Genomic DNA, 4695 nt, shown 5'->3' with positions numbered 1-4695 from the left:
AACGACGTGGTAGCCGCGCTGGAAGGTGCGGGCTTCGATGTAACACGCCAAACGAAAACCAGCCTAAGCATTGCCGACCCTTCCGGTGGCAAGCCATTACGGCTACGAGGAAAGCTGTATGAGCGAGATTTCCAAAATGGCGACGGCCTTCGAGCAGAGATCGAAAGAGCAAGCCGAGAATACCGAGCAGGCCGTCAAGAGCGCGTTGAAGAAGCACGAACACGCCTTGCTGTTGGCATTGAGCGAAAGCGAGAAGACAACCAGCGCCGCTATCCGCGCCCAGAGCCAGCGCCTGAAACGTACCGCACTGTCGAGCTGGCTGGCCGTCGCCATTCCAGTGGTCTTGATGCTGGCGTTGGGCGCCGGAGTCATCTGGGCAATGAGTTGGCATATGGGGAACCAAGTAGACCAGATTCAGCGCTACAACATGACATTGGAGCAGCTGAAGGCCGAGGGTGGAGCGATTCAACTGACGGAGTGCGGGAGCGAGACGCTGAGGATGTGCGTGGAGATCGACACCGAAGCGAAAGCATGGGGCCGAGAGGGGCAATTCCGGATACTGAAGGGTTACTAAATGACCGAACTAGAGCGGGAGCTATTGCGCGCCTTCGAAGATTTACAGGCCAGCTACGAGAGACAGCAGCAGGAATGGCAACGCGGTTACGAGAGTTTGCAGACCATGTTCGAGGAAACCCAGCACGACAACCAGGCCTTAAAACGCCAGGTGACGAACTTGAGCAATCAGGTCAACGACTTGACCGAGAGCGTGTCGCGCTGGACGCCAGGGGGCAAGAGGTGATGAAGCAACGCCAACGAGGTAGGGACTTTGGAATGTAAGCTGTAGTCGAAAGGCGTTATTTCATATATGTTATACGTGTATATCATATATGGAGGGCTCGCTATGCTTGCTATTCGCTTACCTACTGACATTGAAGAGCGCTTAAACGCGTTGGCTAAAGCCACTGGGCGTACCAAGACATTCTATGCCCGCGAAGCGATCCTTGAGCACCTGGAAGACCTAGAAGACATCTATTTGGCTGAGCAGACCCTTGAACGCCTACGTAGTGGTGATGAGTCTACCTACTCCTTAGACGACGTGGAGCAAGAGCTTGGTCTGGCAAATTGAGTTAACTGAGGCAGCACGTAAACAATTGAAAAAGATGGGACATACGGATGCCAAGCGTATTCGTGACTATCTGCGTGAACGTGTGCAGCCGCTTGAAGATCCTCGGCAGCTTGGAAAACCGCTCCAAGGGAAAATGGGCGAGCTATGGCGATATCGTGTTGGTGATTATCGGCTAGTTGCTCATCTTGAAGATGATCGGGTTTGCATCTTAATCGTAAGGATAGGTCATCGTCGTGAGGTTTATCGCTGAAGCTCTGTCCCTAGACGAAAAGCGTTCTGAAGAGTAAAAACAACGGGGTAACACTCAATAGAGTGACCTAAAAGAGAACGCCCCCAACCCGGGTTAGCTTGGCGGCAAGTCGGGATGAGGGCGCACGTAGAACGTGAGGATATTGTGGCCCAGCTAGCACCGGATTGCCAAGGCTTCCCCCCAACAAATTTGCCCCTATTTGGTAAACGGCTTCCCCGTAAACCCTACCACACCGATGATTTCGGTACTGGTCTACGCATCCGTGACGTTCAAAAGGCGCTCCAGGCGCGTTATATCCAGCCCAACGGCCCTACGCACCGCTATTGGCTGGTCTATGACGTTGACCGTAGCGGTGCTGTGCTCGATTGGTACGACCGCGGCGCACCACCGCCGACGATCGTGGCGCAGAACCCCGCCAATGGCCACGCCCACCTGATTTATGGCCTTGAAGTCCCTGTTAGAACAGCACCAGACGGCAAACCAGGCCCATTACGCTACGCAGCCGCTATAGATTGCGCTTTGCGCGCTGTTCTCGATGCTGACGTAGGCTATGCGGGCCTTATCTGCAAAAATCCCCTACACAGTCATTGGCGCGTCACTGAATGGGAGCCTCGCTTGTACGAACTGGGCGACCTAGCAAGCTGGCTTGACCTTAGTAGCTTCAACGACCGCCGTAAACGGCTTCCAGACTATGGGCTAGGGCGTAACTGTACCCTCTTTGAAAAACTCCGCACATGGGCTTATAGAGCGATACGGCAGGGGTGGCCAGAGTACGAGCGTTGGCATGAAGCTGTGCTGACTCGCGCACGTGCTTACAACGACTTTGAAGCGCTGTTACCTGATAGCGAGGTTCGCGCTACAGCTAAGAGCGTAGCCAAGTGGACGCATCAGCGTTTTACTCCGTCTGAGTTTTCCGCTGTACAGGCCCAAAGAGGAAGTAGAAAAGGGGCAAAGCGTCGAGATGAGCTTCTCCCCATAGTGACAGCAATGATTGCTCAGGGAGCTTCACAAGCTGAAGTTGCACGTAAGTTGAAAATTTCTCGGCAAACGTTATCTCGATGGGTCATAAAATTTTCAGATGAGGCGACTAGTTAAATGAAAAATAATATGTGGAAAAAGGTAATTTTTGCCATGCTTTTCGGAGTGTTACCTGGAGTGAGCGCTCAAGCCGATTTTGATGATGATCTTCTTACTTATGTAATAATACGAGATACATTTACGGAGATGGAAGGTACTTGGACCCCATATGCGATCTCTGTTGCGGATGGGAAAGCGATCATTCTTCTAGAACAACCAGCTATCTCATTGGACTTTGTGCTTACAGCCTTACCGCATGGTGTTTGTGCTTATGCTACTGAAGATGATGAGCGTTATCTTCGTTCAGTAAATGAAGTTGCCATTCTGAATAAGCGTGGCGATCAGGGATATATCTTTAATGGGAGTAGCGATGCATGCAAAGAGATTTATGGAGCACAAAAAGAACACTCAGATGCATTAATACGTTCACGCCTTCGTAGCCACGAGTTGCAATAGCACATTTTACTTAGTTTTGTCCCAAAGCCATATCAGATAATAGCCTCCGGGTCTGGTCTACAGTTGTAGACTTACTGTTCTTGTATCTTTCTCTCCTGGTGCCGCAGCGAAACGGATCTTTGATCCGTGAGGTGTGGTGCCCGACAACCGAGCTTGCGAGGGCGTCAGTTGTCGGATTGCATGGTTACTTCAGTATGTGTGCGATCAGAACGAGCACTACGATTAGCAATTCCATATTCGTCTCCTTTGTTAGCCTTCCTAATATTTAGTGATCCTTGTAAAAACCTTTCGATTTCGCTGTTTTTTGTGCCTTCTATAGTGCGGGTTATCTAAGTATCTCCTGTTTAATATCAGCTAGCTTCTGAGTACGGTTGTGCGGCTAAGCTGGGACAACTAGCTACATTTCCTTGCGTTGATTTAGTACATAAGCCAGCATACACAGAGTGCCCTTTGACTCGCTTCGCTCGTCTGGGCACTCTGTGAGCTGGGTCAGGGGCTACCGCCCCCGACACCCCCGTTGCCACCTGGCAACGCCGACCATGCTTCTGGTCGCCATTGCCAAGTGGCTATGAACGGAGACAAAGATGGATCAGATACACGGTGCTGACTGGGAGACCTGCCTCGATTTAATGAATCGATGGGACGTTGAAGATGGCTCGTTTCTCACGGGCTTAACGGTCGTTGAGCGTGATGGCTTATTGGAACCAGGCGTTCGTACTCTTTGGAGTGATGCTCAGCCTGGTGTGTGGCTGACAGGCCGCGCTGCCTGTCGTAGCTATCAGGAAGCGATGTCAATTTTGGGCGAGCTTTGCGATGCCCTTCAGGTGCGCTATGAAGGCTATCGCCGTGAGCAAGAAGCGATTCGTTCTAAGCACGAAAAGGACTGATATGGCGGATATCTACCGAGAAAAAGTTATTAAAGTGCGGGTAACAGACGAAGAGTACGTAGCATTGAAACAGCGTAGTGCTAAGCCGCGTCTGGCCGAATGGATGCGTGAGACCTGTCTGGATACCAGTGGCCAACGAAAATCACGCTCTCAGCCTCGCAGCAGCGCCGATCCTGCCTTGCTCCGCCAGTTAGCGGGCATTGGTAACAACCTCAACCAGATAGCGCGACGCGTGAACAGCGGCCAATGGGGGCCGTTGGAGCGTGTGCACGTTATGACTGCCCTGGCGGCTGTCGAGCGCGAGTTAGCCACGCTCAAGCCTGAAAGCCATGATCGTTAAGTTTACGCCTCGCGGTACGGGCCGTGGTTCTGGGCCTGTAGGCTACCTCTTGGGGCAAGGTCGCGACCGTGAAGGTGCCGAGCTGTTGCGGGGTGATCCAGATCAAACTGAAGCGCTCATAGATTCCAGTAACTACGCCAAACGCTACACCTCCGGGGTTTTATCGTTTCAAGAGCCCAACCTAGACGCCGCCACTAAAGCGACGATCATGGAAACGTTCGAGCAAGCGTTGCTGCCAGGTTTGGATGCCGACCAGTACGACTGCTTATGGGTTGAGCACCGTGATAAAGGCCGCTTGGAGCTGAATTTCGTGGTACCGAATGTGGAGCTGACCTCTGGGAAGCGCCTACAGCCGTACTACGACAAAGCCGACCGTCCGCGCATCGATGCCTGGAAGACGCTGACCAACGATACCTATGGTCTGCATGACCCTAACGACCCTGCTAACCAGCGAGCGTTAACGTACCCCGCTAATCTGCCCCGCGACCGTGTAGAGGCTCAGAGAAAGCTCACGGACGGCCTACTACGGCTTGCCGAGCGTGGCGAAATTACCAACCGA

At 52.5% G+C, this 4695-nt stretch carries 8 protein-coding genes and 1 pseudogene; all 9 read left to right on the top strand.

Annotated elements, in window-relative coordinates:
- The first annotated feature begins 118 nt into the window (after positions 1–118).
- The gene (locus RZA33_RS19970) at positions 119–574 is read left to right on the top strand and encodes an MbeB family mobilization protein (RefSeq protein WP_317509318.1); all 456 of its coding nucleotides are present in this window, start codon (positions 119–121) and stop codon (positions 572–574) included.
- Positions 575–799 carry an MbeD family mobilization/exclusion protein gene (locus RZA33_RS19965; protein ID WP_317509317.1) on the top strand — a complete coding sequence of 75 codons (225 nt, stop codon included), beginning with the start codon at positions 575–577 and terminating at the stop codon, positions 797–799.
- A 102-nt stretch (positions 800–901) separates the two neighbouring features.
- A complete protein-coding gene (locus tag RZA33_RS19150) occupies positions 902–1126 on the top strand; it encodes a DUF6290 family protein (RefSeq protein WP_317509316.1) in 225 nt (74 codons plus the stop codon).
- Positions 1110–1376: a type II toxin-antitoxin system RelE/ParE family toxin gene (locus RZA33_RS19145; RefSeq protein ID WP_317509315.1), complete on the top strand. Its 267-nt coding sequence runs from the start codon at positions 1110–1112 to the stop codon at positions 1374–1376. The genes RZA33_RS19150 and RZA33_RS19145 overlap by 17 nt, the downstream gene beginning before the upstream one ends.
- A gap of 114 nt (positions 1377–1490) precedes the next feature.
- The gene (locus tag RZA33_RS19140) at positions 1491–2471 is read left to right on the top strand and encodes a replication initiation protein (protein ID WP_317509314.1); all 981 of its coding nucleotides are present in this window, start codon (positions 1491–1493) and stop codon (positions 2469–2471) included.
- Positions 2472–2909 carry a hypothetical protein gene (locus tag RZA33_RS19135; protein ID WP_317509313.1) on the top strand — a complete coding sequence of 146 codons (438 nt, stop codon included), beginning with the start codon at positions 2472–2474 and terminating at the stop codon, positions 2907–2909. It begins immediately after the preceding gene.
- Positions 2910–3493: 584 nt separating this feature from the next.
- A complete protein-coding gene (locus RZA33_RS19130; RefSeq protein WP_317509312.1) occupies positions 3494–3796 on the top strand; it encodes a hypothetical protein in 303 nt (100 codons plus the stop codon).
- Between the two features lies 1 nt (position 3797).
- Complete coding sequence (locus tag RZA33_RS19125) at positions 3798–4136, top strand: MobC family plasmid mobilization relaxosome protein (RefSeq protein WP_317509311.1); 339 nt, start codon at positions 3798–3800, stop codon at positions 4134–4136.
- Positions 4126–4695: pseudogene (locus RZA33_RS19960) on the top strand (relaxase/mobilization nuclease domain-containing protein); the annotation flags it as partial. The gene RZA33_RS19125 and the pseudogene RZA33_RS19960, both read left to right, overlap by 11 nt.

Origin of the sequence: Halovibrio sp. HP20-59, from assembly GCF_033052795.2 — a bacterium.
Lineage (GTDB): Bacteria > Pseudomonadota > Gammaproteobacteria > Pseudomonadales > Halomonadaceae > Vreelandella.
The sequence above is the reverse complement of the archived record's forward strand: the minus strand, read 5'-3'. Positions and strand labels throughout refer to the sequence as shown.

Excerpts from the sequence above, each read along its gene's own strand:
- RZA33_RS19970 (WP_317509318.1), top strand. The coding sequence starts at position 119 with ATGAGCGAGATTTCCAAAATGGCGACGGCCTTCGAGCAGAGATCGAAA.
- RZA33_RS19965 (WP_317509317.1), top strand. The coding sequence starts at position 575 with ATGACCGAACTAGAGCGGGAGCTATTGCGCGCCTTCGAAGATTTACAG.
- RZA33_RS19150 (WP_317509316.1), top strand. The coding sequence starts at position 902 with ATGCTTGCTATTCGCTTACCTACTGACATTGAAGAGCGCTTAAACGCG.
- RZA33_RS19140 (WP_317509314.1), top strand. The coding sequence starts at position 1,491 with ATGAGGGCGCACGTAGAACGTGAGGATATTGTGGCCCAGCTAGCACCG.
- RZA33_RS19135 (WP_317509313.1), top strand. The coding sequence starts at position 2,472 with ATGAAAAATAATATGTGGAAAAAGGTAATTTTTGCCATGCTTTTCGGA.
- RZA33_RS19130 (WP_317509312.1), top strand. The coding sequence starts at position 3,494 with ATGGATCAGATACACGGTGCTGACTGGGAGACCTGCCTCGATTTAATG.
- RZA33_RS19125 (WP_317509311.1), top strand. The coding sequence starts at position 3,798 with ATGGCGGATATCTACCGAGAAAAAGTTATTAAAGTGCGGGTAACAGAC.